Source organism: Microbaculum marinisediminis, assembly GCF_025397915.1.
GTDB lineage: Bacteria > Pseudomonadota > Alphaproteobacteria > Rhizobiales > Tepidamorphaceae > Microbaculum > Microbaculum marinisediminis.
Genome location: NZ_JALIDZ010000007.1, coordinates 219,929 through 246,252, shown reverse-complemented (window position 1 = coordinate 246,252; position 26,324 = coordinate 219,929). Strand labels below are relative to the sequence as shown.

Below are 26,324 nucleotides of genomic sequence, written 5' to 3'. Positions count from 1 at the left end.
CGATGGCGGCGCGCAAGCCCAAGCTGGCGGTCTGGAAGTTCGCCTCCTGCGACGGTTGCCAGCTGTCGCTGCTCGACCTGGAGGACGAGCTGCTGGCCCTTGCCGGCGCCGTCGAGATAGCCCAGTTCCTCGAAGCCTCCAGCGCCGTCGTCGCGGGGCCCTACGACCTGTCGCTGGTCGAGGGGTCCATCACCACGGCGCATGATGCCGAGCGGATCCGGCAGGTGCGCGCCCAGTCGAAGGCGCTCGTCACCATCGGCGCCTGCGCGACCGCCGGCGGCATCCAGGCGCTGCGCAACTTCCACGACATCGACGACTTCATCGCCGCCGTCTACGCCCGGCCCGACTACATCGAGACGCTGGCGACCTCCACCGCGATCGCCGATCACGTGCCGGTCGATTTCGAGCTGCGCGGCTGCCCGGTCAACAAGTACCAGCTTCTGGAGGTGGTCAGCGCCTTCGCCTTCGGCCGCCGGCCTGCGGTCTCCGGCCACAGCGTCTGCCTCGAATGCAAGATGCGCGGCACCGTCTGCGTGACGGTCGCGCACGGCACTCCGTGCCTGGGACCGGTGACGCAGGCCGGCTGCGGCGCCATCTGCCCGGCCTTCGACCGCGGCTGCTACGGCTGCTACGGGCCGCAGGACACGCCCGAGATGCCGGCGATCAGCACGGTGCTCGCCCGCCACGGCATGGCCCCGCGCGACATCCAGCGGATCCTGAGCACCTTCAACGCGGCCGCCCCGCCGTTCCGGGAGGAGAGCGAGCGTCATGACGCAGCGCACGATCAAGGTTGAGCAGCTCGCCCGCGTCGAGGGTGAAGGCGCGCTGCACGTGCGCCTGCGCGACGGGGCGATCGAGCATGTCGAGCTGAACATCTACGAGCCGCCGCGCTTCTTCGAGGCGCTGCTGCGCGGACGCGACTTCCGCGAGGCCGCCGACATCACCGCGCGGATCTGCGGCATCTGCCCGGTCGCCTACCAGATGAGCGCCGTCCACGCGATGGAGGCGGCCTGCGGCGTCCGCGTCGGCGGGGCGCTGCGCGACCTGCGCCGGCTGCTGTATTGCGGCGAGTGGATCGAGAGCCACGTGCTGCACATCCACATGCTGCACGCGCCAGACTTCCTCGGCTTCGACAGCGTGGTCGAGATGGCGCGCGACCACCGGGCGGCGGTGCAGCGGGCCCTGCGCATGAAGAAGGCCGGCAACGATATCGTCGCCACGCTCGGCGGCCGCGAGGTGCATCCGATCAACGTGCGCGTAGGCGGGTTCTATCGCGCCCCGCGCAAAAGTGCGCTCGCGGCGCTGCGCGACGAGCTTCTGTGGGCGCGCGACGCCGCCCGCGAGACCGTGCTGTGGACGGCCGCCCTCGACTGTCCCGACTTCGAGCGCGACTATACGTTCGTCGCGCTGCGGCCCCAGGACGAATACCCGCTGGCGGAGGGCCGCATCGCCTCCAGCGGCGGCATCGACATCGCGCCGGACGACTACGAGGATACCTTCGAGGAAGTGCACGTCGCCCATTCCACCGCGCTGCACGCGCAAATCAGGGGCGGCGGGCCTTATCTCACCGGGCCGCTGGCCCGCTACGCGCTGAACTTCGAACGGCTGCCCGAAACGGTGCGCGCGACGGCGCGGGATGCGGGCCTGGGGCCGGTCTGCCGCAACCCGTTCCGGAGCATCGTCGTGCGCGCGGTCGAGGTGCTGTTCGCCTTCGAGGAGGCCTTGCGCCTGATCGATGCCTACGCGCCGCCGGCCGAACCCGCCGTGCCCGTGACGCCGCGCGACGGCCGCGGCGCCTGGGCGACGGAAGCCCCGCGCGGCCTGCTCTTCCACCGCTACGACATCGCCGCCGACGGATCCATCCAGAGCGCCCGGATCGTGCCGCCGACGGCGCAGAACCAGCCGACCATCGAGGACGACCTGCGCGGCGTGCTCGCCGCCAACCTGTCGATGGCGGACGAGGCGTTGAAGCTGCGCTGCGAGCAGACGATCCGCAACTACGATCCCTGCATTTCCTGCGCGACGCATTTCCTGAGGCTCGACATCGACCGCGGCGAGGACGGGTCGTGACGGACCGCCTCGTCATCGGGGTGGGCAACGCGGATCGCGGCGACGACGCGGCCGGATTGATCGCTGCGGGATTTGTCGCGGATGCCGGCCTCGATGGCGTCCGGGTGATCCGGTCGGCGGCCGAGCCGCAGGGCCTGATGGAGGCCTGGCGCGGCGTTCCGGCGGTCTGGCTCGTCGACGCCTGCGTGCCGATGACGCGCGCCGGGGCCGTTCACCGCTTCGAGGCCCATGCGGCGCCGCTGCCGGAACGCCTCGGCGCCCTGTCGTCCCACGGCATCAGCCTGGCGACGACCATCGAGCTTGCCCGCGCGCTCGGCGCGCTGCCGCCCCGCCTGACCGTGTACGCGATCGAGGCGGCGGCCTTCGCGCCCGGCGGCCGGATCACGCCGGCGGTGGCGGAGGCCGCGCGCCGCGTCGCCGACGAGATCTGCGCGGAACTCGCCGCGCCGGCGGAACCGGCTGGCTAGGAACGGCGTCAGCAGATCCGCGGCAGCGGATCGTCCTCCAGTTCCTCCAGCACGCGCTCCCCGCCGATCTCCGTTTCCAGGATCACCTGCGCCGGCCCCTCGATCATGCGGCCGATCATCGCGGCGTCCGCGCCGCCCGGCAGGGCGCGCCACAGCGCGAGGACATCGTCGGCGACCTGCGGCGACACGACCGCCACGACGCGGCCCTCGCAGGCGAGATAATAGGGATCGTAGCCCAGCATCTCGCATACCGAGCGCACGGCGTCGCGTACCGGCACGGACGGCTCGGCGAGCCGGGCGGTCAGCGCCGTCGCCGCGGCGATCTCGTGTGCGACGGTGGCAAGGCCGCCGCGGGTCGGATCGCGCATGAAGCGCACGCCCGGCATCGTCGCGAGCGGCGCCGTGAACGGGGCGACGGAGGCGCAGTCCGAGGCGACGCTGCCCTTCAGGTCGAAGTCCTCGCGCGCCAGCATCACCGCGATGCCATGATCGCCGACGGGGCCGCTGACCAGCAGCGCATCGCCGGCGCGCACCTGCTCCAGGCCGAGCCGGCACCCGGCGGCACGCAGGCCCACCCCCGTGGTGGCGAGATAGAGGCCGCCGCCCTGCCCGCGCGGGACGACCTTGGTGTCGCCGGCGACCACGCAAACGCCGGCGTCGCGGGCGGCGGCGGCGAGGCTCCTGACGATGCGCTCGAGGCAGGCGACTTCGAGCCCCTCTTCGATGATCGCGTTGAGGGTGAGATATTTCGGCGTCGCGCCGGCGACGGCGAGATCGTTGACGGTCCCGTTGACGGCGAGCGAACCGATGTCGCCGCCGGGGAATTCGAGCGGCTGCACCGTGAAGGCATCGGTGGTGATGTAGGGCACGAAACCGGCCTCCAGGCCGATCGGGGCGGCGTCGAGCCCGATGTCGAGACCCGTTTCTAGCCCCGCGTCGAGGCCGGGATTGGCCAGATGCCTGGCGAAAACCGCCTCGATCAGCTCCCGCATGAAACGGCCGCCATTGCCGTGCGCGAGCTCCACGTGCCTGGCGTCTGTCATGCCTGTCCGTTGCCTCGGGTATCGTTGTCGCGGCCATCGCCGCCGCGGGCGCCGCGATACAGTGCCTCGACGAGCTGTCCGAACGCCAGCCCGCCGTCGTTGGCCGGCACTGCCTCGGGCAGCCGGGCTGTAATCCCCTCCGCCGCCAGCAGCGCGCAGACGCGGTCGGCCAGCAGCCGGTTCTGGAAAACGCCGCCCGTCAGCCCGACCGCGCGAAAGTCCTCGGTCCGCGCCAGCGTCGTCACCTGATCGACGAGCGCGCGCGCCATGCTCTCGTGGAAAAGCGCGGCGCGGGCGCCGGCGGACAGGGTCGCATCGGCGATCACCGGCAGCAGCGGCGCCCAGTCGCTGCGCCACAGCCCGTCCGGATCGCGGGCGAGCGGCAGCGGCACCGCCTCGCCGGTCGCATCGGTCGCATCCGCCGCGCTTTCCAGCAGCATCGGCCCCTGCCCCTCGAACGTGGCGACGTCGACGCCCAGGATCAGCGCGGCGGCGGCATCGAACAGGCGGCCCACCGAGGAGGTCCGCGCGGTTCCCACGCCCTTGCACCAGGCCTGGGCGGCAAGGCCGGCACCGTCGACGGCCGGCGCGAAGGCATGGCCCGCCTCCCACATCACGGCGGCGGCCGAACGCCAGGGCTCGCGCCCGGCCCGGTCGCCGCCGGTGAGCCGAAACGGCCGCATGCTGGCGACGCGACGCCAGCAGCCGGGGGCTCCGAGCAACGCCTCGCCGCCCCAAAGCTCGTCCCGATCCCTGCCGTCGGTGCCAAGGCCGATGCCGTCCCAGGCGAACACCAGCCAGCGATCGATCTGCGGCGCCTCCCCGGCGAGCGCCGAGGCATGGGCGGCATGGTGCTGCACGCGCATCAATGGCAAACCGCTGTCGCGCGCCCAGCGCGTGGCGGCGTAACCGGGATGGGCATCGCAGACGACGCGGCGGGCCTCGACCCGGTAGAGCGCCTGCAGGTCGGCGACGACCTGTTCGAAGACGCGCCGGCTGCGCGGGCTGTCCAGTTCGCCGATATGCGGCGACACGACGGCACGGCGGCCCCAGCCGAGCGCGACGGCGCCCTTCATCTGCCCGCCGACGGCCAGTGTCGGCTCGGCGAAGGCACGCGGCAGGTCGATCTCCAGCGGTGCCAGGCCGCGGCCGAGACGGACCGGGCGCGGCTTGCCGGTGATCACGCGCACGACGGAATCGTCGGCGGGCCGGACGATCGGCCGGTCGTGGTGCAGGAACGCCGTCGCGACGCCGCGCAGGCGCGCCTCTGCCTCGGCATCGTCGGTGAGGACCGGCTCGCCACTGACGTTCCCCGAGGTCGCGACCAGCGGCGCGGCGAAATCCGACAGCAACAGGTGGTGCAGCGGGCTGTAGGGAAGGAAGACGCCCAGCTCGGCGAGGCCCGGAGCCAGCGCGGCGCTCAGGCCGCTCCCGGCCCTGCGGCGGGCGAGGACGATCGGGCGGCGCGGATCGGCGCAGGCGCGCGCTTCGGCATCGTCCAGCGCGACATGCGCCCGCGCCGCGTCTAGCCCGTCCGCCCCGACATTCGGGACCATGACGGCCAGTGGCTTGTGTGGGCGGTGCTTGCGCGCGCGCAGCGCTTTGACGGCCTCGTCGCTGGCGGCATCGCACATCAGGTGATAGCCGCCGATGCCCTTCGTCGCCACGATGCCGCCGCCGCGCAGATGCGCGACCGCGGCGGCCAGCGCGTCGCCGCCCGTAAAGGAGGCGTCGCCGTCGCGGCGGAAGGTCAGGCGCGGCCCGCAGTCCGGGCAGCCGAGCGGCTGGGCATGGAAGCGCCGGTCGCGCGGATCCTCGTACTCGCCCCCGCACGCGACACAGAGCACGAAGCCGGCCATCGCGGTGTTCGGCCGGTCGTAAGGCAGCGCCTCGATGATGGTGTAGCGCGGCCCGCACTGGGTGCAGTTGGTGAAGGGATAGCGATGGCGGCGCTCGCGCGGATCGGCGATCTCCACGCGGCACGCCTCGCAGCAGAACATGTCCGGCGGCACGTGGATGTCGGCGTCGTCACCTGTTTCGCTGGCCACGATCGTGAACCGGTCCGCCCCCTCGGCGGCGGTGTCCTCCGCGCGTTCGAGGTGCGGTTCGGCGAAGGGCGGGGCCTCCTCGTTCAACGCGGCCTCGAAGCGGGCAAGCGCCCGCGCCGGCCCCTCGACGTGGATCAGAACCCTTCCGGCGCCGTTGCGGACCCAGCCGGACAGTCCGAGCGCCGTCGCCGTGCGGTAGACGAACGGCCGGAACCCGACCCCCTGCACCCGACCGCCGACGACGATGCGGCGGGCAGATGGTTCGGCGATCCGGTCGCTATCCGGCAGCGGCGCGGTCATGGCTCTCGGCTTGGCGGATGCCCGACGACCACCAGATGCGGCAGGCGCCCTCGTCCGACACCATGCAGGGACCGATCGGTGTGCGCGGCGTGCAGGCCTTGCCGAACAGGACGCACTGGTTGGGATAGATCTTGCCCAGGACGACGCGGGCGCAATCGCATCCCGGCGGCATCTGGCCGGCGCGCTTGCGGGCCTCGGCGAGATCGAGATCGAACCGGCGCACCGCGTCGAACGCGGCGAAGCGCGGCTTCAACGCGAAGCCCGACTTCGGGATCACGCCGATGCCGCGCCAGGTCGCGTCGACTACGTCCAGCGTCTCCGCGATCAGGCGCCGCGCGGTCGGGTTGCCGCCGGGCCTGGCGACGGTCTCGTAGCTGTTGTCTAGGACCGCCCGCCCCTCGAGATGCTGGGTGAGGACGGAATGGAGCGCGGCAAGCAGGCTGTCGGTCTCGAACCCGGCCACGGCGGACGGAATGCCGTGCCTTTCCGGCACGAAGCGCCATTCCTCGGGGCCCATCACCGTGGAGACGTGCCCCGGCGCGATCAGCGCGTCGAAACCGGCCTCCTCGCTGTCGAGCAGCATGGCGACGGCCGGCCAGGTCAACCTTCCCGACAGCAGGATCGACAGGTTGTCGGGAAGCCCCTCGGCGACAAGGGCAGCCACCGGCGCGGTCGTCGTCTCGAAGCCGGCCGCGAAGAACACCACGTCCCTGTCCGGATTGGCGCGGGCGATTTTCGCGGCTTCCTGTGGCGAGGCAATTGGGCGCACGTCGCCGCCGGCGGCGCGCGCCTGTTCCAGCGAGCGGGGCTCGTTCTTCGGCAGGTTCGCCGGTACCCGCAGCATGTCGCCGAAGGCGACCAGGATCACCTCCCTGCGCGCGGCGAGCCGGATCGCGGCATAGACATCCTCCTCGGGACAGACGCAGACGGGACAGCCCGGCCCCGGGATCAGCTCGATCTGCGGCGGCAATACCCCGCGCAGGCCGGCCATGGAGATCGACCGCTCGTGGCCGCCGCACACGTTCATCACCCGGACGCGTTCGTTCAGCGGCAGGGCGCGAATGCGCTCCAGCCACCGCCTGGCGGCGACGGCGGATGCCGGCGCGCCGGTCATTCCGCGGCGCCCGCGTGATGGGGATGGTGATGCGAATGCCGGGAGGCTGGATGCGACCGCGGCCGCGGTGCCATCCCGCCCCGGCAGGCGGCGAGCCTGTCCTCGAGCCAGGCAATCCATGGCACCAGCGTATCGGCCCGGCGCGCGGAGACCGTGAACACGTCGGCGGGGTTCGCCAGGTCGCGGACATGGCCGACGGCCTTCTGCGGCGAGAAGTCGTCGAGCACGTCGAGGAGGTCGGCCTTGGCCAGCAGCACGAGGTCTGAGCCGCGGAACATCACCGGATACTTGGCGGGCTTGTCGTCGCCCTCGGTCACCGCAAGGAGCGTCACATTGGCGTGCTGGCCGAGATCGAAGCTCGCCGGACAGACCAGATTGCCGACATTCTCGATAAACAGGATGTCGATCGCGCCGAGATCGAGCGCATGCAGCGCGTCATGCACCATATGGGCGTCGAGGTGGCAGGTCTGGCCGGTGGTGATCTGAACCGCCGGCACGCCCTTTTCGCGGATGCGGCGCGCGTCGTTCTCGGTCTCGAGGTCGCCTTCGATGACGGCGATGCGGTGCCTGTCGCCGAGCGCATCGATCGTCGCCTCCAGCAGGCTGGTCTTGCCCGAGCCCGGCGACGACATCAGGTTGACCGCGAGGATGCCGTGGCGGTCCAGGTGCTCGCGATTGTGGGCGGCAACGTGGTCGTTCTCGTGCAGCAGCCCCGTCAGGATCTCGACGGACTGGGCGTCGACGGACCGGGTCGTCACGACGCCGGCATGGTCATGGACGTGAACGGTGTCCGGCGTCGTCGCGCATCCGCACTGGTCGCACATGATCGTCTCCCTTCGCCGCCGCGCACGCCGCCGGTATCAGCCGGTCGCCCCGGCGGTTTCGTCGCGGCTCAGTTCCACCTGCTTCAACAGCAGCTCGTTTCCGGACCTCAGATCAACCTTCCAGGTACCGCACCGGCCGCACAGCAGCGCGTTCATCGCCACCTGTGACTCGACGCCGCAGCTTTCGCACCAGACCGTCAGCGGCGCTTCCTCGATCTCGAGCGTCGCGTTCGCCGCGATGGTTCCGCACCGGGCCAGCGTGAAGGCGCGCTCGAGCAGCGGGGCCTCGACACCGGACAGCGGCCCGACCACGACGCCGATCCGGACCACCTCGCTGGCGTCGTTCCGCGCGGCCACGCGCTGCACTTCCCGCAACAGGCTCTGGCAGATCGCTAGCTCATGCACCGCCGTGCGCTTCTTCGTCCGCGGCGAGAATCTCGTCGAAAAGCGCCCACGCGCTCTGCGCTTCCGCCGCCGTCATCTTCTGGATCGCGTAGCCGACATGGACCATGACATGGTCGCCCGGGCCGACGTCCTCGTGCTGAAGCAGGAAGAGGCTCACCGCGCGCTCGATGCCCTTGGCTTCGCACCGTGCCATGAAGCCATCACGCTCCACAACTCGCATCGGCACGGCCAGACACATGACGGCCTCCTTCACGAAACTTATTTATGCGCGTAACTATCTTTACTCGGTCAAGTATACGCACCATAGTTTGTCGTCTTCAATGATGGTGTCTTCGTGACGTGGCTGATCTCCGGCGCGCGGCACGACGATATGCAGGCAGCGGAGCATGCGAACGGACGCCACCAAGACCCGGACCCTGGTACTTGGCATCGGCAACGTTCTGCTGAGCGATGACGGGGCCGGCGTTCACGTCGTCAACGCGCTCGGCCAACGGCAGGATCGCGGCGAGATCGGCAGCGACGTGGCCCTGCGCGACGGTGGCACCATCGGCCTCGCGCTCCTGTCGGAAATCGAGGAATCCGGGGCGCTGATCGCGGTGGACGCGATGGATCTCGACATGCGGCCCGGCACGGTCCGCACGTTTCGCGGCGCCGACATGGACGCCCAGCTGCGAGGCAACAAGAAAACGGCGCACGAGGTGGCGCTCGCCGACTTGATCGCGGCGGCGCGGCTGGCCGGCTGCGCGCCGGAGCGGCGCGCGCTGGTGGCGATACAGCCCGGTGCGACCGGTTGGGGGCTCGCGGCGACCGGGCCGGTTCAGGCCGCCGTGCCGAAGGCGTGCGGGGCGGTGATCGCGCTGATCGGGGAGTGGTCCGATGCACCGGGATGACGGCAACGACGTGCGCACGGGTATCGCGGACAGCCTGCTGCGCGAGATCGCCCGGCACCTGGCCCGTCTAGCCGACACCGGCGAGACGGCGGCGATCGACCTGCGGAGCCTGCCGATGAGCACCGCGGACCGCGACGAGCTGGAGGGCAGGCTGGGACGCGGCGACGTGGAGGCCGACCTCGATGTCGCCGGCCGAAGCAACATCCGGGAGACCGGATATGCCGGCGTCTGGTGGGTGCGCCACTACGGCGGCGACGGCCGCATCGCGGCAGAGCGCATAGAGATAACGACGGTTCCCGAGATCATCGTCACGCACGGCGCCGACGTCGCGGCGGCGGCGACGCGGCTGCGCGACGACCTGTCGGTCGAGGCGTGAGCAAGGCAGAGGGAGGTGACGGGCCATGCCCGCGAACGAAACGGTCGGCGACCTGCTCGCCCGGCGCGGCGTATCGCGCCGTGCGCTGCTGAAATACACCGCCTATCTGGCGAGCGCGATGGCGCTGCCGCCGGCGGCCTCACGCACCATGGCGGAAGCGCTGGCGAACACGCGGCGGCAGTCGGTGATCTGGCTGTCGTTCCAGGAATGCACCGGCTGCACGGAATCGCTGACGCGCTCCTTCAGCCCGACGATCGAGGACATGATCTTCGATCTGATCTCGCTCGACTATCACGAGACGCTGATGGCCGTTTCCGGCGCCGCGGCGGAAGAGGCGCGGCTGGCGGCGATGAAGGAGAACGAGGGCAAGTACGTCATCGTCGTCGACGGCTCGGTGTCGACGCGTGACGGCGGCGTCTATTCGACCAGCGCCGGCAAGACCAATCTCGATGTGCTCAAGGAGTCCGCGGAACATGCGCTGGCGGTGATCTCGGTCGGGACCTGTGCCGCCTTTGGCGGAATCCCGCACGCCAGGCCCAACCCGACGGGCGCGATGGCGGTGTCCGAGATCATCACCGACAAGCCGATCATCAACATCTCCGGGTGCCCGCCGATCGCCGAGGCGATGGCCGGGACCATCGCCTATCTCGTCACCTTCAACCGGCTGCCCGAACTCGACCACCTCAACCGCCCGAAGGCGTTCTTCGGCGACTCGATCCACGATCGCTGCTACCGTCGGCCGTTCTACGACAAGGGCCTGTTCGCCAAGCGCTTCGACGACGAGGGCGCGCGCCAGGGCTGGTGCCTCTACGAGGTCGGGTGCAAGGGGCCGGTCACCTACAACGCCTGCGCCACGCTGAAGTGGAACGGCGGCGTCTCGTTCCCGATCCAGTCAGGGCATGGTTGCCTCGGCTGCTCCGAGCCGGACTTCTGGGACAAGGGCGGCTTCTACCGGCCACTGTCCGCCACCACGCGCAACAACGCCGCGATCGTCGGCGGCGCCGCGGTCGCAGGCGCCGCCGTCGGCGTGGCCAGCGCCCTGCTTGCCCGGCGGCGCCGGGCGCAGGCAGCGAAACGGACGCAGCCGTCCGGGGAGACACCGTCATGACGCTTCTCGATTTCGCGCGCGGCCCCGCGCTGGAGTTCGCCTTCGCCGTGTTCCTGTTCGGCGTGCTGTGGCGGCTGTCGTCGCTGCTGCTGCTGCCATGGGCGCGCGACCGGTCGGTGGCGCGGCCCGGCGTGCCGTCGCGCGCCGTGCTGGCGGCGGGCGGCTTCGTACGGCACCTGTGGCCGGCAAAGCCCTATCTCCGCACCGCGCTGTTCGCGACGATTAACGGCTACGTGTTCCATATCGGGCTCGCTGTCATCGTCTTCGGCCTCGCCCAGCACATCCTGGTGTGGCGCGGCCTGTTCGGGGTGTCCTGGCCGAACCTGCCCAGCGGCGTCGTCTCCGTCGTCTCGGTGATCACGCTCGCCTCGCTGCTCGCCGCGCTGGGGCGGCGGCTGACGAACCCGGTGGTCCGGCTGCTGTCGACCGTCAACGACTACTGGAGCTGGTTCGTGACGACGCTGCCGGTCGTCACCGGCCTCGTCGCCGTCAGCCATCTGTGGGCGCCCTACGAGACGCTGCTCGCGGTCCACATGCTCAGCGTCGCGCTGTTCCTGATCTGGTTTCCGTTCGGAAAGCTCATGCACGCCTTCCTGGTCTTCCTGACCCGCGGCGAGACGGGCGTGCTCTACGGCCGCCGGGGGGTGAAGATATGAACGAACGCATCGTCGTCGACCCGATCACCCGGATCGAGGGGCATCTCAGGATCGAGGCCGAGCTCGGCGCCGGCAACACCATCGCCGGGGCCTACTCGTCGGGCACCATGGTGCGCGGCATCGAGCTGATCCTGAAGGGCCGCGACCCGCGCGACGCCTGGGCCTACGCCCAGCGGATCTGCGGCGTCTGCACGCTGGTGCACGGCATCGCCTCGGTGCGCGCGGTGGAGAACGCGCTGGGCTACACGATCCCGCCGAACGCCCAGCTGATCCGCAACCTGATGATCGCGGCGCAGTACGTGCACGACCACGTCATGCACTTCTATCACCTGCACGCGCTCGACTGGGTCGACGTCGTCTCGGCGCTGAGCGCCGACCCGGCGGCGACGTCGCAGCTGGCGCAGTCGATCTCCAGCTATCCGAAGTCGAGCCCCGGCTACTTCGCCGACACGCAGACGAAGCTGAAGGCGTTCGTCGAGGGCGGACAGCTCGGCATCTTCGCCAACGGCTTCTGGGGCAATCCCGGCTACAAGCTGCCGCCGGAGGCCAACCTGATGGCCGTCGCCCACTATCTCGAGGCGCTCGCCTGGCAGCGCGAGGTGGTGCAGATCCACACGATCTTCGGCGGCAAGAACCCGCACCCGAACTTCCTCGTCGGCGGCGCGCCCTCGCCCATCAGCATCGACACGCTCGATGCCGGCGGGGCCCAGATGACCGCCGTCAACATGGCCGGCCTCGGCACGATCAAGTCGGTGATCCAGCGCATGCGCGACTTCGTCGACCAGGTCTACCTGCCGGACACGCTGGCGATCGCCTCGTTCTACAAGGACTGGTTCGCGCGCGGCGAAGGCGTCGGCAATTTCCTGACCTACGGCGACTTCCCCGAGACAGGCATGGACGATCCGTCGAGCTGGCTGATCCCCGCCGGCGCGATCCTGAACCGCGACCTGTCGACGATCCATCCGGTCGACATGACCGCGCCGGAGGAGATCCAGGAATTCGTGTCCCACTCCTGGTACTACTATTCGGGCGGCAAGGACGCGGGCCTGCACCCCTATGACGGCGAGACCGCGCTGAACTACACCGGGCCGCAACCGCCCTACGAGCAGCTCGAGGTCGAGCAGAGCTATTCGTGGCTGAAGTCGCCGCGCTGGAAGGGCAACGTCATGGAGGTCGGCCCGCTCGCCCGCGTGCTGATGCTGTACGCCAGCGGCCACGAGCCGACGCAGGCGCTGGCCAAACAGGCGCTGGCCAAGCTCGACCTGCCGCTCACCGCTATGTTCTCCACCATGGGGCGCACGGCGGCGCGGACCCTGGAAAGCAAGATCGTCGTCGACCAGATGCAGGTCTGGCTCGACGCTCTCGTCGTCAACATCAAGGCGGGCGATCTCACCGTCCACAATCCGGTCAAATGGGAGCCGTCGACCTGGCCGAAGGAGGCCCGCGGCGTCGGCTTCATGGAGGCCCCGCGCGGCGCGCTCGCCCACTGGATCGTCATCAAGGACACCAAGATCGACAACTATCAGGCCGTCGTGCCGTCGACCTGGAACGCGGGTCCGCGCGACGCCCAGGGCAATCCCGGGCCCTACGAGGCCGCGCTGATGGACCGGCATACGCTGCACGATCCCAAGCAGCCGCTGGAGATCCAGCGCACCATCCACAGTTTCGATCCCTGCATCGCCTGCGCCGTCCACGTCGTCGATCCGGACGGCGAGGAACTGATGCAGATCCGGGTCCGATAGGAGCCACGACCATGGCCGAAGCCATCGACGTCGACGCCGCCACCCGCACCTTCCTCGCCCATACCGAGGAGCACCTGGTCAGCTACCTGGAAGGCTGCGTCCATTGCGGCCAGTGCGCCGACGCCTGTCATTTCCACGAGGCGTCCGGCGACCCGCGGCACACCCCGGCCTACAAGCTGTTTCCGATCGCCAAGGCCTATCGCCGCCAGAAATGGCCGCTGAGCTGGCTCGGTCTGGCGCCGCGGGTCACCGAGCAGGACCTGCGCCAGTGGGAGGAACTGCTGTTCGACACCTGCACCATGTGCGGACGCTGCACGACGGTCTGCCCGATGGGAATCGACATCGCCTCGATCGTCGCCGGCGCCCGGCAGGCCTTCGTCAAGGCCGGGCTCGGACCGGAGGACCTACTGGCGGCCGCCGACAACGCGCGCGACCACGGCAGCCCCCTCGGCGTGACGCCGGAGAAGCTCACCGACCGCATCGACTGGCTCGCCGACGAGCACGAGGTCGATATCGTCGTCGACAAGGACAAGGCCGACATCCTGCTCACCGTCTCGTCGATCGAGGTGATGAAGTACCCCGAGTCGGTGGTGGCGATGGCCAAGATCCTGAATCACGCCGGGGCCGACTGGACGCTCAGCACCAAGGGCTACGAGGCGACCAATTTCGGCTATCTCGCCGGCAAGGCGGACATCGCCAGGACGATGATCCTGCGCATCACCGACGCCGCCGAGAGCATCGGCGCGAAGACCGTCATCATTCCCGAATGCGGCCACGCCTATGGCGTGTTGCGCTGGGGCGCGGCCAACATTCTCGGCCGCGAACTGCCCTACGAGGTGCTGCACATCTCCGAGTTCGTCGCCGAGCTCAAACGCCAGGGCAAGCTGAAGCTGAAGCCGGTCGAGGAACCGATCACCTATCACGACGCCTGCCAGATCTCACGGCGCGGCGGCGCGACCGAGACGGCGCGCTACCTGCTCGACGGCTTCGCGCAGGACTTCCGCGAGATGGCGCCGACCGCCGACTACAACTGGTGCTGCGGCGGCGGTGGCGGCGTGCAGGCGATCGGGCGAGCCGCAGACCTGCGCCACCAGGTATTCAAGATCAAGATGGATCAGGTCGAGCGGACCGGAGCGACGACGATGGTATCGGGCTGCTCCAACTGCCGCCTGACCATGGACGAGAGCAAGGCGCACTGGCGCTGGGACCGCGGGATCGGCGGCCTCGTGGAACTCGTCGCCGAGAACCTGATCGAGGACGGCGCGGGGACGCCCCCGGCGGCCGGGCCGTCGACCTAGCGCCGCTGCCGGCCGTTGGAGACTAGCGGGCGCCGCCCGCCTGCTGCAGCTCCTCGGCCATTTCCTCGCGCATCAGGAACTTCTGCGGCTTGCCGGTGACGGTCATCGGCAGGGCGTCCTTGAAGCGGATGTAGCGGGGCACCTTGTAGTGGGCGATCGCGCCCTTGCAGTAGTCGCGGATCTCGTCCTCGCCGGCGCTCTCGCCCGGCTGCAGCACGATCCAGACTGCCAGCTCCTCGCCGTATTTCTCGTCGGGCACGCCGAAGACCTGCACCTCGGCGATCTTGGGATGGCGGTAGAGGAATTCCTCGATCTCGCGCGGATAGATGTTCTCGCCGCCGCGGATGACCATGTCCTTGACCCGGCCGACAATGCTGCAATAGCCGCGCGCGTCGATCTCGGCGAGGTCGCCTGTATGCATCCAGCCGCCGACATCGATCGCCTCGCGGGTGCGTTCCTCGTCGCTCCAGTAACCGCGCATGACCGAATAGCCGCGGGTGCACAGCTCGCCGCCGACGCCGACGTCGACGATCGCGCCCGTTTCGTCGACGATCTTCACCTCCACATGCGGATGGATGCGGCCGACCGTGGAGACGCGTTCCTCCAGCCCGTCGTCGATGGCGGACTGGAACGAAATCGGGCTCGTCTCGGTCATGCCGTAGCCGATGGTGACCTCGGGCATGTGCATGTCCCGGACGACGCGGCGCATCACCTCGACCGGACACGGCGCGCCGGCCATGATGCCGGTGCGCAGGCTGGAGACGTCGTGCGACCGGAAATCCGGCTGGTCGAGCATGGCGATGAACATGGTCGGCACGCCGTAGACGGCGGTGCAGCGCTCGGCCGAGACCGCCGCCAGCGTCTCGCCGGCGTCGAAGGCTTCGCCGGGAAACACCATGGACGCGCCGGCCGTGACGCAGCCGAGCGTGCCCAGCACCATGCCGAAGCAGTGGTATAGCGGCACCGGGATGCACAGCCGGTCGGATTCGCTGAATCCCATGGTCCGGACCGTGAACCAGGCGTTGTTGACGATGTTGTAGTGCGTCAGCGTCGCCCCCTTGGGCGAGCCGGTGGTGCCCGACGTGAACTGGATGTTGATCGGATCGTCGGGATCGAGCGCGCGGGTCACGGTGTCGAGACGCATCTGCTGCGCCGGCCCGCCGATCTCGCAGACCTCCTCGAAGTTGAACATGCCCGGCGTCTTCTCCGAGCCCAGCCGGACGACGCTGCGCAGCGCCGGCAGCCGCTCGGCCCTGAGCGCGCCGGGCCGGCAGGCGGCGAGTTCCGGCGCCAGGGTGGCGAGCATGCCGAGATAGTCGGATTTCCTGAACCTGTCGGCGGCGATCAGCGCCTTGCAGCCGACCTTGTTCAGCGCGTACTCGACCTCGGACAGCCGATAGGCCGGATTGATGTTGACCATGATCAGGCCGATCCGCGCGGTGGCGAACTGGGTGATCAGCCACTCCGGGCGGTTGGGCGACCAGATGCCGATGCGGTCGCCCTTCTCCAGGCCGAGCGCGAGCAGGCCGCTGGCCAGCCGGTCGATCTCGCGGTCGAGCTCGTAGTAGGTGAAGCGCCGGTTCGACGCGCGGAAGACGGCGGCCTCGCGCGGGCCGAAGCGCGACACCGTCTCGGCGAACATCTGCGGAATCGTCACCCGGCGCAGCGGCACCGACCGGTCGCCGGACACGTAGGACTTGCCGTCGACCGGCGCGACGACCGCCCCGCCCGACGCCTGGGCGGCGTCGTTGCGCTCGAACAGGCTGACGGACAGTTGTCCCGCCATCGATTCCGACAGGATGGTCATGGCATGTCCTCCCTAGACATGGCCCCTACATGGCGCGCCAGTCTCCCAGCGACTCGAAGGCACCGGCGGCGCGGTAGATGGTCGATTCCGCGTAGTGCCTGCCGATGATCATCATGCCCACCGGCAGGCCCTGGCTGAGGCCGACCGGCACGCTCATCGCCGGATGGCCCGAGGCGTCGAACGGGGCGGTGTTGCCGATCATCTCGAAGGCGCGCTGGATGTAGTTCGCCAGCGGATCGTCGGGCGCGGGCAACGGCTGCGCCTTCATCGGCGTGGTCGGCATGATCAGCACGTCGTAGCGCGACAGCGCGTCGTCGTAGGCGGCCCGCAGAACGCGGCTCAGGTTCTGCGCCTTGGCGTAGTAGTGGCCGCGATAGTGCTTCTGCATGTACTCGCCGACGAACATCGAGATCTTCAGGCTCTTCGACAGCTCGTTGGCGCGCGCGCGCCAGTTGGCGTGGTAGTCGAGCAGGCTGGTGACGTAGAGCCCCTCCCAGCCGGTGGCGAAGCCGTTGCCGTGCATCATGATGTCGGTCAGGCCCTCGAGCGCGATCGGCGTCCAGATTGCCGGGCCGGTCAGGTGCATCGGCACCGACACCTCCTCGACCGCCGCACCGAGCGAGCGGAACTTCTCGGCTGCCGCGCGCACCCGGTCGTCGACGTCGGCCTCGGCTTCGGGGCGGCCGAAGCCCTCCCGGACCACGCCGATGCGCATGCCCGAGACGCCCATGCCGACGGCCTGGGTGTAGCGGTCGACCTTCGGGCAGTACTGGCGCGGATCGAGACCGTCCTCGCCGGCAATCACCTCCAGCAGCAACGCGTTGTCGCGCACGTTGGCGGTGATCGGGCCGGCGTGGTCGATGGTCGGCTCGATCGGCATGATGCCGCTATAGGGAACGAGGCCGTGGGTGCCCTTCATGCCGTAGGCGCCGCAGAAGGAGGCGGGCATGCGGATCGAGCCGCCCTGGTCGCCGCCGATCGCCATCTCCACCTCGCCGGCGCCGACGAGCGCGCCCGACCCGGACGAAGAGCCGCCGGCGGAGTAGCCGAGCCGGTAGGGGTTGTGGACCGGGCCGGTGGCGTTGGTGTGGCTGCCGCCGGAGAGGCAGAAATACTCGCAGTGGGCCTTGCCGACGATGGTGCCGCCGGCATCGAGGATGCGGGTGACGACGGTGGCGTCGACGTCCGGCGTGTAGCCCTCCAGCGTCGAGGCACCATTCATCATCGGCACGCCGGCCAGGCACACGTTGTCCTTGAGCACGACCTTCCTGCCCTCGAGCGGGCCGGAGGCGGCGCCCTTCACCTCGGCCTTCACGTACCAGGCGTTCATCGGGTTCTCGGCGGCGGACGGACGATAGCCGGGGGTGCGCGGATACTTCACCTTCGGCAGGTTGTCGGGCATCGCGTCGACGGCGTCGTAGGCCTTGAACGTGTCCTCCATGATCGTGAGGTAGTCGAGGATCTCGCGGTCGCTCATCGACATGTGCAGGCCCGACACGATGTCGCGCATCTGTTCCACGGTCGGTCGTCTGACGCTCATGAACGCCTCCATTGGCCGCGCCGGCGACGCACGGTCGCTCCCGGGCGCGGGGGATTTCTGTTGGCCGGGCCGTTCGGCCGGCATCGATTGGACGGGCGGCGCCCCATGGAGCGGCCCGGCGCGGGCCGGCCCCGGGGGCTGCCCTGCAAGCGCGGGCGCGGGCGCATGTGCGGGCGCGCGGCGGGTCTGGCGCACGGCGCCGAAGCCCAGGAACGCCTCGATCTGGCTGACGTCGCGCACCGCCTCGCGGCCGAACTCGGCGGTGATCGCGCCGCGCTCCATCACCAGGACGCGGTCGGACAGGAGGCTCAGGAACTCGAAGTTCTGCTCCACCAGCAGGACGGTGAGGCCGCGCTGCCTGCGCAGCCTCAGGAGCGTCTCCTCGATCTCGTCGATGATCGAGGGCTGGATGCCCTCGGTCGGCTCGTCGAGGAGCAGGAACCAGGGATCGCCCATCAGCCCGCGGGCGAGCGCCAGCAGCTGCTGCTCGCCGCCCGACAGCGCGCCGCCCTCGCGGCCGAGCAGGGGCTTGAGGCGCGGAAAGTCGGCGAGCATGCGCTCGAGCGCATCCGCCTCGCTGGCATCGCCGTGGTCGTGCCAGGCCAGCCGCAGGTTCTCGGCGACCGACAGCTTCGGGAAGATGCCGCGGCCCTGGGGGATGTAGCCGAGCCCGCGCAGCGCCCGGTCGTGCGGCTTGAGCCGGGTGATGTCCTCGTCGGCGAGCGCGACATGGCCGCCGCGGGCGGGCAGGAAGCCCATGACGGTCTTCAGAAGCGTCGACTTGCCCATGCCGTTGTGGCCGAGGATGCCGACGATCTCGTCGTACCCGACGGCCAGGTCGATGCCGTGCAGGACGGGAATGCGCCCGTAGCCCGCCGCCAGCGACCGAACCTCGAGGGCGGGATGGTCGGCGGGTGCGTGTTCCGGCGGGCTGTGCTGCAGCATGGGCCTCAGACCTTCTTGCCCAGGTAGACGTCGCGCACGCGCGGGTCGGTCATGATGGTGTCGACGTCGTCCTGCGCCAGGATTCGGCCCTGGTTGAAGACGGTGACCGTCTTGGCGATCGAGCGGATGAACTGCATGTCGTGCTCGACCACGACGATCGCGGCCTCCGCGTTCAGCTCGCCGATGAGCTCGGCCATGCGGGCGACCTCCTCGCCTGTCATGCCGGCGGCCGGCTCGTCGAGCAGGATCAGCCACGGCTCCATCGAGATGACGATGCCGAGTTCGACGCGCTGGCGCTCGCCGTGCGACAGGCGGCCGACGGTCGCCGACGCGATGTCGCCGAGCGACAGCCGGTCGATGGCGTCGTCCGCAAAGCGGCGCGCCCGCTCGCGCCCGTGGGTGCGGTAGGCGGCGAGCCAGATGTTCTCGCGCACGCTCAGGCCGTCCATGACGCTGGGCACCTGCGTCTTGATGCCGATGCCGAGCCGGGCGATGGCGTGCGGGTCCCAGCCGGTGGTCTCCTCGTTCTCGATGAAGACGTGGCCGGCGGACGGCTTGAGCTGCCCCGTGAGGCACTTGAAGAACGTGCTCTTGCCCGCCCCGTTCGGCCCGATCAGGCAGCGCAGCTCGTGGCGCTCCAGGCTGAAGTCGACATTGTCGACGGCGGTGACGCCGCCGAACTGCATGGTGAGCCCGCGGGTCTCGAGGATGCTAGCCATTGAGCGCCTCGGCTTCCTCGGCGACCCGGCGCGGGCGGCGATGGCGCCGCCGCCGGCGGCGCTTCGGCATCGCCCGGGATATCGCCAGGCCGATGCTCGGCACGATGCCGCGCGGCAGGAACAGCACCGACAGCGTCAGGATCAGCCCGAGGATCATCATGTTGTCGACGACGTCCTGCTGGCCGAGCAGGAACTTGAGATAGGCGAGCGCCATCGCGCCGATGACCGGTCCGATCAGCGTGCCGAGGCCGCCGACGATGCACCAGATGATGATCTCGGCCGACTGGGCCAGCGAGAACATGCCGGGCGTGACGATCTCGGCCCAGTTGGCGAACAGCGTGCCCGCCAGGCCGGCGATGGCGCCGCCGACCGCGAACAGCACGGTCTTGCGGATGCGCACGTCGTAGCCCATCAGCTCGGCGCGGGACTCGTTTTCGCGGATGGCAACGGCGATGCGGCCGAAGGGGCTGGCCAGCAGCCAGCGCACCAGCGCGTAGACGATCAGGATCGCGACGACGCAGAACCAGTAGTAGTCGACGTCGTAGATGTAGGCGCCGGGATCGCCGGGCACATTCAGCGTCTGGAAGCCGGGTATGCCGTTGAAGCCGCCGAGCCGGGCGGTGCCGATCACGTATTCCGGCCCGGCCGTCGAGTTCATGAACTTGAAGAAGATCAGGGTCACCACAAGGGTGATCACGCCGAGATAGACGTCCGACAGGCGGCCGTAGAACAGCATGGCGCCGAGGACGAAGGCGAAGGCGAAGGGAACGGCGATGCCGAGCAGGAACGGCACCGTGCTCTCGCCGATATTGATGGCGGCGATGGCGTAGGTGTAGGCGCCGAGACCGAAGAAGGCGGCCTGGCCGAAGCAGAGGATGCCGCCGAACCCCCAGATCAGCCCGAGACTGAGCGCAAGCATGCCGTAGATGATCAGCACCGTCAGCGTGTAGGTCTCGATCACCGCCGGGGCGACGACGAACAGGATCCCGGCGACGACGAGGACGGTGATCGCGCTCTTGAACTCCGACGCCACCATCACATGCCACCCTTGAAGAAGCGCCCGGTAATGCCCTGCGGCAGGAGCCTGAGCAGGACGACGGCGGCGACCAGCAGCGCCACCTCGCCGACGACCGGCGTGAACAGGAAGGTGAAGGACTGCGAGATCAGGCCGAACAGGGTGGCAGAGCTCGCAAGCCCGGCGATCACCGACGCGCCGCCGGAGATCACCGTGATGAAGGCCTTGGCGATGTAGGTCGCCCCCGTCGTCGGCACCAGGCCGACCAGCGGCGCGAGGATGCCGCCGGCAAGCCCGCTCAGCGCGGAGCCGGCGAAGAAGGTCAGCATGTAGATGCGGTCGGGATCGTAGCCGAGCGCCGAGGCCATGTCGGGGCGCTGCATGGCGCCGCGCGCGATCAGGCCGAAGCGGGTCAGCGACAGCGCCGCGTACATGGCGATCAGGATCACCGCCGCCACCAGCACGATGAACAGGTTGTAGCCGTTGACCTGGTAGTCGCCGAGCGCGAAGCCGGAAATCGGCGGCGAGATCCCGGTCGTGGTGTTGCCGAAGATCATGGTCGCCGCGCCGATGAAGAACAGGCTGAGTCCCCAGGTCGCCAGCATCGTGTCGATCAGCCGCCCGTAGAGGAAGCGGATCACCAGCCTCTCGACGATCAGGCCGATGACGCCGACGACGAGCGGGGCGACGATCAGCATCGCGACATAGACATTGATTCCGGCCTTGGCGGCGACGATGGTGGCGTAGCCACCCATCATCATGAACTCGCCGTGGGCCAGGTTGATGACCCGCATCATGCCGAAGACGACGGCCAGCCCGGCGCTGATCAGCACCAGCATGGCGATCGAATAGACGATCTCGATGGCTATGACGCCGGCCAGGTCCACCGCTTCACCTCATCTTGCTGCCGGCCGAGGACGGGTCACGCGGCAATCTCGACCTGTCATTGCCGGGCTTGTCCCGGCAATCCATGAACACGAAAGCTGGAGACCGTTGTCATGGATGCCCGGGACAAGTCCGGGCATGACGGTTGTGGTTCGTACGTCGGCCTCGCCCGCGCCGCGCATTACCAGGTCCGTCCTTTTGCCTGCCCGAGGATGAACTCCGCCGGGGCTACAGGGCGACGCGCTGCCGCCTCGCGCAACTCCCATCCTTCGAGACGCGGCGTCGCCGCTCCTCAGGATGAGGACGGAGCTTGTGGCGGACGCCGGAACACGGACACCCTCATGGTGAGGAGCGGGCGACAGACCGCGTCTCGAACCATGGGCGACAAGGAAGCGCCGGGCAGTACGGCGGGCGATGGCGGGTGCGGTTTCCAACGTCTCCATCCAGCGTCGGGTCTCCATCCAAATCGGGCCCGCTTCCGGGCGAACCTCTTCCGTTCCGACGCCCAGCCCAACCGGGCCTGCTCGATCGGGACTGGCCGACCGGCCCCGGGGCGCTGGCGACGGCACCGGTACGGGGCGGGCCAAAAAGCCCCGCCCCGCCGATCGCGATCAGTCGATCTTGATCTCGTACTGGGTGTTGTCGTCCGGATTTGCCTGCAGATCGCACACTGCCTGGGTGTCGATCGGCGGGCGCTGGTCGAAGTTCTCCAGGACCTTCATCTGCTGGTTCTCGAACTCCATCAAATGGACGTCGAGGGTCGCGTGATGGGTCTTGGGATCGATCGTCACCTTGCCGCCGGGCCCGACGATGGAGAGCCCGCCCTCGATCGCCGAGGTGATCGCCTCGGATCCGGTTCCCCCGCCCTGGCGGACCGCCTCGGCCCAGACCTGGATGCCCTGGTAGTTGGAGACGGCGATCTCGTGGATCAGGCTGGTGTCGCCGTACTTATCGGTCCACGCCTTCTGGAAGGCCTGGTTCTCGGGCGTCTCGATCGCCGGGGCGTAGTTGTAGGCGACCAGGATGCCGTTGCCTTCCTCCGGGGTCAGCACCTTGTGCTCGTTGCCGACGCCCAGCGTCGTCGAGGCCAGCGGGATCTTGTCCTTCATGCCGGAGGCCGCCCACTGGCGGTAGAACGACAGATGGTTGCCGCCAACCAGCGCCGACAGGATCACGTCGGGCGCGGCCTGCTGGATCTTGGCGATGGCCGAGCCGAAGTCGGCGACGTCGAGCGGGAAGAAATCGGTCGAGACGGCCTCGCCACCGGCATCCTTGGCGTATTTCTCCATCCAGCGCGCGGTGATCTGGCCGTAATTGTAGTCGGCCGCCAGGATGTAGACCTTCGGGCCCCATTTCTTGATCGCGGCGGGAACCAGCACCTCCACCTGCTGGGCCGGCGTGACGCCCGTCACGACGATGTTGCGGTCGCAGACGCCGCCCTCGTAGAGCACGTTGTAGAAATACGGCATCTTGGCCTTGCGCAGGATCTGGCGGATCGCCTCGCGCGAGGCCGACAGGATGCCGCCGTGGACGACGTCGGTCTTGTCCTTGCGGGTCAGCTGCTGGGCGTACTGGGTGTAGAGCGCCATGTCCGACTGGGTGTCGTAGGACACGACCTCGATCTGCTGCCCGTTGAGGCCGCCGGCCGCGTTGATCTGGTCGACCGCGAGCCGCATGGCCATGTCCATCGGCTTGCCGTAGGCATCGAAGATGCCCGATGTATCGAGGATCGAGCCGAGCTTGATCGTGTCCGCCGCCAGCGCGCGGCCGCCGATCGAGGGTGCCGCCAGCGCACCTACCGTCAGGACGACGCCCCCCTTGAGCACCGAACGCCTGTTGATGCTAGTCATTCCAGTTCTCCCTGCTGGTCCAGATGTTCGTTGGAATAGTCCCCTGCTGCGCTGATGCGCCCGGGCCACCGCTCCGGCACCCGTTCCCGCGCAAGCGGGGACGAGTGGGAGACGGAACGTGTCTGTCCGGTTCGACCCGATGCATCGTCAGTCGTCTTTCTTGGCGACGCGCTGCGCTGCGGTCGCCCGCCCCGCGGCATCGGCGGTGCGGCCGCCGATCTGCGGATCGAACTCGAGGCCGATCTCGTCGCCGATCTTCTTCATCAGCGGCAGCTGCACAGACATGCCGAGGATCGATTCGAGCGCCTGGTTGAACGGCGATGTCGCGCCCTGACCGCCGCCGGAGCCGTTGCCCAGTCCCGCGATCTGGTTGATGCGGATCGAGTCGATCTTCTCGACCGGCTTCATCATCTGCGCGGTGATCTCGGGCAGGCGGTCGAGTTTGTGCATCTCCAGGCGGGCGGCGAGCACGGCTTCGGACTGCTGGTTCTCGGCCTCGATCTGGGCGCGACGGCCGACCGCCTCGGCGACCAGGCGGTCGCGCTCGCCGTCGCCGCGGACGGCGGCCGCCTGGCCCTCGGCCTTGGCCACCGAGAGCAGCGAGGAGACCTGCGACTTGACCCGCCTGTCGTCGACCTCCGCCTCCTGGGCGGCCTTGACGAGGGCGAGCTTGCGGGCACGTTCGGCGGCGGCGATATCCTTTGCGGTCTGCACGGTTTCCTGCGCCTCGATCACCTTACCGCGGGCGGACTCGGTCTTGGCCTGCTGCAGAGTTTCCTCGGCGCGCTTGGCGGCAACGAGGATGGCGTTGTCGAGCTTGCGGGTCTCGACCTCGGTCAACGCCTCCATCTCGCGTTTGCGCAGGTGCAGGTCGCGTTCGATCTCGGCCTGCTTGATCTCGCGTTCGCGCTCGATGCGCGCTTCCTCCGAGACGCGGTTGGAGGCGGCCCGCGCCGTCTCGATCTCGGCATCGGCGTGGAGCTTGCGCTGCTCGACGTCGAGGCGCTTGGCGATCTCTGTCTCCTCCTGCTGGCGCTCGATGGCGAGCCGCTCGCGAACGCCTTCGAGCTGGCGCTTGCGGATGGCGATGTCGGTCTCGGTCTCGATGTCGATGCGCGCCCGGCGGTTCTCGGAGATCACCTCGGCGAGGCGGCGCATGCCGACCGCGTTGAAGGCGTTGGAATCGTCGAGCGCGGAAAACGGCGTCTGATCGAGCCGGACCAGGGAGACCGAATCGACCATCAGGCCGGAACTGTCGAGCTTGCCGGCGAGCCGCTCGGCGACGGCGGCGACGAAGCCGCTGCGGTCCTCGTGCAGCCCGTCCATGGTGCGCACCGCGACCTCGGCCTGCACCGCGTCGACGAGATTGGGGGCGAGCAGCGCCTGCATCTCGTCCTCGCGGAAGGCCTTGGCGCCCAGCGCCTGGGCGGCCCGCGCGATGCCCTCCTCGCTCGGCTGGACGCGGACGTGGAACTCCAGCGCCATGTCGACGCGGAGCCGGTCGGCGGTGATCAGCGCCTGCGCGCCGGCGCGCTCGATGGTGAGACGCATCGCGCGCATGTTCATGCGGTCGACCTTGTGCAGGAACGGCCAGGCCATGGCACCGCCGTCGATGACGATGCGGCGGCCGCCGGCGCCCGTGCGGATCAGCGCGGTATCGCGTGACGACTTCACGTAGAACCGGTTCAGGATCGCTATGACGATCGCGATCACGACGATCAGGACGACGAGCGAAAGGAACCAGACCACCCCAGCCTCCACGTTTCGCGACCCGACCGGGTACGGCATCGGTTCAGGTCGGGCATCCTTCCGGGCGCCCCGTTCGGGAGGGGCCGGGCCCGGTGGATTTATTTGAATTGGAAAACGACTAGCGTGATTTATTTTCCAATTCAAGCATTATTCGTGGGCACGTTGCATACGCCACTGCACACGACGCGGGCAGGGAGAGGCGATGGCGGGGCGGTAAACGGAAGCCGACGGCGGACGACCGGGCGGCGACCGAACCGACGCGAGAGACGACTGTTTCCAGTTCCGGGCGAGACTTCGCTCAGGCGAGCTCGCCGAGGATGGCGAACTGGTGGCCGTCGGCGCGGGAGAGGTAGATCGTCAGGTCCTTGCGGTCGTTGGAGAGGTAGGTGCCTGAGCGGGCGCTACGGTAGCGGATCGGCCCCGGACCGCGGCCGCGGACCTGGTTGGCCCGCATTTCCGCATAGAAATGAACGCCTTCGTAGAGCGACTGGCCGAGGGCGTTGAGAACCGGCGGATGGGTGTTGTGGCTGGCGCAGTAGCGCTCCTTGAAGGCCTCGTTCGGGTCGGTCTTCAGCGCGGAGAAGTAGCCCGACGCCACGAAGAGCCGTTTGGTGTTCTCCTCACCGGTGGCCAGCAGCACGTTCTCGTCGACGGCGGTCGACAGGCGGAACATCCTGCGGTCCAGATCCATGGCCCCGAAGGCCCGGTTGAACTCCACCGCGTCCTGGCCGACCAGCGAAACCAGCACGATGTCCGGTTTTGCCCGGGCGATCCTTTCCGCCAGCCACTCGGCGTTCTTCAGGCCGAACGGGACGTATCCGTCGAAAACCACCGCGCCGCCGCATTCGCCGATGCGCTTTCGCGCAACCGCGTGGGAGGAGCGCGGCCAGACATAATCGTTGCCGATCAGCGCCCAGTTCCGCACCTTCAGCGTCTCGGTCAGGTGACGGATCGCCGGCTCGAGCTGGTCGGCGGGCGTCTCGCCGATGGCGAAGACGTTGGGGGAATGCTCGTTGCCCTCGTAGAGCGGCGTGTAGACATAGGGTATGCGGCCGGCGACGATCTTGTTGAGGCGCTGGCGCACCGAGCTGACATTCATGCCGACAATCGCCGCGATCGCCTTTTCCTGGATCAGGGCGGCGATCTCGGCTTCCAGCGCGCTCACGTTTCCGTCATCGGAATCGAGGAAATAGGGCACCAGCCGCGAGCCGGCGATGCCGCCCTCCTCGTTGACCTCCGCCACCGCGATCTGTGCGCACGAAATGCAGGACGGCCCCCAGATCCCGGCCGATCCGCTCATCGGCGCGAGAACCGCGATCACCTGTTCACCGCGTTCCGCTCTTCCGGAGCGCGCGGTCACCCCCTCGGTTCGAAGGGCTAACTTTTCCATGCAGCCCCTGCTTTTTGTCGCCCCCGAGCCGCCCTGGAAAAGTGCGGCTAGCGGCCTATTTCATTTTCCGATTTAAGCATGTT

General features: G+C 69.0%; 23 protein-coding genes. 9 read left to right on the top strand and 14 right to left on the bottom strand.

Going from position 1 to position 26,324, the window contains the following annotated elements; all coding sequences use genetic code 11:
• The first annotated feature begins 2 nt into the window (after positions 1-2).
• From MUB46_RS16605 to MUB46_RS16595, 3 genes are read left to right on the top strand one after another with little or no spacing between them, the layout of a single operon-like run.
• Positions 3-794, top strand: a complete 792-nt coding sequence (locus MUB46_RS16605; RefSeq protein WP_261617046.1) for an NADH-quinone oxidoreductase subunit B family protein — start codon at positions 3-5, stop codon at positions 792-794.
• Positions 769-2,070, top strand: a complete 1,302-nt coding sequence (locus tag MUB46_RS16600) for a Ni/Fe hydrogenase subunit alpha (protein ID WP_261617045.1) — start codon at positions 769-771, stop codon at positions 2,068-2,070. The genes MUB46_RS16605 and MUB46_RS16600 overlap by 26 nt, the downstream gene beginning before the upstream one ends.
• A complete protein-coding gene (locus MUB46_RS16595) occupies positions 2,067-2,537 on the top strand; it encodes a hydrogenase maturation protease (protein ID WP_261617044.1) in 471 nt (156 codons plus the stop codon). The genes MUB46_RS16600 and MUB46_RS16595 overlap by 4 nt, the downstream gene beginning before the upstream one ends.
• An 8-nt stretch (positions 2,538-2,545) precedes the next feature.
• On the opposite strand, the gene hypE is transcribed toward MUB46_RS16595, so the two are convergent.
• Genes hypE through MUB46_RS16565 form a run of 6 tightly spaced genes read right to left on the bottom strand, consistent with a single transcriptional unit; the run spans position 2,546 to position 8,509 of the window.
• The gene (gene hypE, locus MUB46_RS16590; protein WP_261617043.1) at positions 2,546-3,580 is read right to left on the bottom strand and encodes a hydrogenase expression/formation protein HypE; all 1,035 of its coding nucleotides are present in this window, start codon (positions 3,578-3,580) and stop codon (positions 2,546-2,548) included.
• Positions 3,577-5,928 carry a carbamoyltransferase HypF gene (hypF, locus tag MUB46_RS16585; RefSeq protein WP_261617042.1) on the bottom strand — a complete coding sequence of 784 codons (2,352 nt, stop codon included), beginning with the start codon at positions 5,926-5,928 and terminating at the stop codon, positions 3,577-3,579. Before hypF ends, hypE begins: the two co-directional genes overlap by 4 nt.
• Positions 5,906-7,042: a hydrogenase formation protein HypD gene (gene hypD / locus MUB46_RS16580; protein ID WP_261617041.1), complete on the bottom strand. Its 1,137-nt coding sequence runs from the start codon at positions 7,040-7,042 to the stop codon at positions 5,906-5,908. The genes hypF and hypD overlap by 23 nt, the downstream gene beginning before the upstream one ends.
• The gene (gene hypB / locus MUB46_RS16575; RefSeq protein WP_261617040.1) at positions 7,039-7,866 is read right to left on the bottom strand and encodes a hydrogenase nickel incorporation protein HypB; all 828 of its coding nucleotides are present in this window, start codon (positions 7,864-7,866) and stop codon (positions 7,039-7,041) included. Before hypB ends, hypD begins: the two co-directional genes overlap by 4 nt.
• Before the next feature lie 36 nt (positions 7,867-7,902).
• On the bottom strand, positions 7,903-8,271 hold the full coding sequence (locus MUB46_RS16570) for a hydrogenase maturation nickel metallochaperone HypA/HybF (RefSeq protein WP_261617039.1): 369 nt from the start codon (positions 8,269-8,271) through the stop codon (positions 7,903-7,905).
• On the bottom strand, positions 8,264-8,509 hold the full coding sequence (locus MUB46_RS16565) for a HypC/HybG/HupF family hydrogenase formation chaperone (RefSeq protein WP_261617038.1): 246 nt from the start codon (positions 8,507-8,509) through the stop codon (positions 8,264-8,266). The genes MUB46_RS16570 and MUB46_RS16565 overlap by 8 nt, the downstream gene beginning before the upstream one ends.
• A 148-nt stretch (positions 8,510-8,657) precedes the next feature.
• Here MUB46_RS16565 and MUB46_RS16560 point away from each other — a divergent pair, with 148 nt between their 5' ends.
• From MUB46_RS16560 to MUB46_RS16535, 6 genes are read left to right on the top strand one after another with little or no spacing between them, the layout of a single operon-like run.
• Positions 8,658-9,161, top strand: coding sequence for a HyaD/HybD family hydrogenase maturation endopeptidase (locus tag MUB46_RS16560; protein ID WP_261617037.1), 504 nt, complete (start codon positions 8,658-8,660; stop codon positions 9,159-9,161).
• On the top strand, positions 9,148-9,537 hold the full coding sequence (locus MUB46_RS16555; RefSeq protein WP_261617036.1) for a hydrogenase expression/formation protein: 390 nt from the start codon (positions 9,148-9,150) through the stop codon (positions 9,535-9,537). Before MUB46_RS16560 ends, MUB46_RS16555 begins: the two co-directional genes overlap by 14 nt.
• 25 nt (positions 9,538-9,562) lie before the next feature.
• Positions 9,563-10,645, top strand: a complete 1,083-nt coding sequence (locus tag MUB46_RS16550) for a hydrogenase small subunit (protein ID WP_261617035.1) — start codon at positions 9,563-9,565, stop codon at positions 10,643-10,645.
• On the top strand, positions 10,642-11,301 hold the full coding sequence (locus tag MUB46_RS16545; protein ID WP_261617034.1) for a hypothetical protein: 660 nt from the start codon (positions 10,642-10,644) through the stop codon (positions 11,299-11,301). Before MUB46_RS16550 ends, MUB46_RS16545 begins: the two co-directional genes overlap by 4 nt.
• Positions 11,298-13,043 carry a nickel-dependent hydrogenase large subunit gene (locus tag MUB46_RS16540; RefSeq protein WP_261617033.1) on the top strand — a complete coding sequence of 582 codons (1,746 nt, stop codon included), beginning with the start codon at positions 11,298-11,300 and terminating at the stop codon, positions 13,041-13,043. Before MUB46_RS16545 ends, MUB46_RS16540 begins: the two co-directional genes overlap by 4 nt.
• Positions 13,044-13,054: 11 nt before the next feature.
• Positions 13,055-14,341, top strand: a complete 1,287-nt coding sequence (locus tag MUB46_RS16535; RefSeq protein WP_261617032.1) for a (Fe-S)-binding protein — start codon at positions 13,055-13,057, stop codon at positions 14,339-14,341.
• 22 nt (positions 14,342-14,363) lie between these two features.
• On the opposite strand, the gene MUB46_RS16530 is transcribed toward MUB46_RS16535, so the two are convergent.
• From MUB46_RS16530 to MUB46_RS16495, 8 genes are all read right to left on the bottom strand, one after another.
• Positions 14,364-16,148, bottom strand: coding sequence for an AMP-binding protein (locus tag MUB46_RS16530; RefSeq protein ID WP_261617031.1), 1,785 nt, complete (start codon positions 16,146-16,148; stop codon positions 14,364-14,366).
• Between the two features lie 25 nt (positions 16,149-16,173).
• Positions 16,174-18,633 carry an amidase gene (locus MUB46_RS16525; RefSeq protein WP_261617030.1) on the bottom strand — a complete coding sequence of 820 codons (2,460 nt, stop codon included), beginning with the start codon at positions 18,631-18,633 and terminating at the stop codon, positions 16,174-16,176.
• 5 nt (positions 18,634-18,638) lie between these two features.
• Complete coding sequence (locus MUB46_RS16520) at positions 18,639-19,352, bottom strand: ABC transporter ATP-binding protein (protein ID WP_261617029.1); 714 nt, start codon at positions 19,350-19,352, stop codon at positions 18,639-18,641.
• Complete coding sequence (locus MUB46_RS16515) at positions 19,345-20,388, bottom strand: branched-chain amino acid ABC transporter permease (RefSeq protein WP_261617028.1); 1,044 nt, start codon at positions 20,386-20,388, stop codon at positions 19,345-19,347. The genes MUB46_RS16520 and MUB46_RS16515 overlap by 8 nt, the downstream gene beginning before the upstream one ends.
• A complete protein-coding gene (locus tag MUB46_RS16510; protein ID WP_261617027.1) occupies positions 20,388-21,254 on the bottom strand; it encodes a branched-chain amino acid ABC transporter permease in 867 nt (288 codons plus the stop codon). Before MUB46_RS16510 ends, MUB46_RS16515 begins: the two co-directional genes overlap by 1 nt.
• Positions 21,255-21,863: 609 nt before the next feature.
• Positions 21,864-23,102, bottom strand: coding sequence for an urea ABC transporter substrate-binding protein (locus tag MUB46_RS16505; RefSeq protein WP_261617026.1), 1,239 nt, complete (start codon positions 23,100-23,102; stop codon positions 21,864-21,866).
• 147 nt (positions 23,103-23,249) lie between these two features.
• Entirely contained in the window at positions 23,250-24,851 is a 1,602-nt protein-coding gene (locus MUB46_RS16500; RefSeq protein ID WP_261617025.1) for a flotillin family protein, read from the bottom strand.
• Between the two features lie 298 nt (positions 24,852-25,149).
• Positions 25,150-26,241: a substrate-binding domain-containing protein gene (locus tag MUB46_RS16495; RefSeq protein WP_261617024.1), complete on the bottom strand. Its 1,092-nt coding sequence runs from the start codon at positions 26,239-26,241 to the stop codon at positions 25,150-25,152.
• Between the last annotated feature and the right edge of the window lie 83 nt (positions 26,242-26,324).